Here is a 509-nt window from a genome sequence, read left to right as displayed (position 1 = left end):
AGACGTGCTCGTCGACGCCGAGCACCCGGACGCCGTCGAACCGGCCCGGATCATCGATCAGACGCCGCCGGCCTTCGGTGAGGACGGCGTCGTTGGCGGTGTGCCAGGAGACACCGAGGCCTGCGGCGACGCGGGCGATGGTGAGGTGGTCGAAGACCAGCGCGGACAGCGCCCAGCGCGCGGCGGTGCGGGTGAGTTTCGCGCGCGGCTCCGCGGCCCGGCGCGTGTCCTCCTGCCAGAACCGGCCGCAGGGCGAGCAACGGAACCGCCGAACACGCAGCAGCAACGTCGTGGGCCGGTGCCCGAACGGCTCGTGTGCCAGTCGGCGCGCGATCGTTCCGCGTGGTGTCGCCTCACCGCCGCATCCCCGGCACCACGGGTCAACCTCGGCGAGGCGACACTCGATCACCGCCCGACCGGACGAGAGATGCTGCCCGATGGCTTCGAGGCCGAGCTCGTCCAGGCGGCAGAACGTGGTCAGGTCCGGGGTCGCGAATGTAGCGTTGATC

1 protein-coding gene is annotated in these 509 nt (G+C 71.7%); it reads right to left on the bottom strand.

What is annotated here, in order from left to right:
- The coding region (locus tag ACYVGN_RS13410) for a transposase (protein ID WP_460791364.1) at window positions 1-508 on the bottom strand (508 nt) is incomplete at its 3' end.
- Window position 509: the final 1 nt, after the last annotated feature.

It is taken from the genome of Microbacterium lacusdiani (assembly GCF_054779895.1).
Note: the sequence above shows the minus strand (reverse complement) of the source record. Positions and strands in the feature narration are given on the sequence as shown.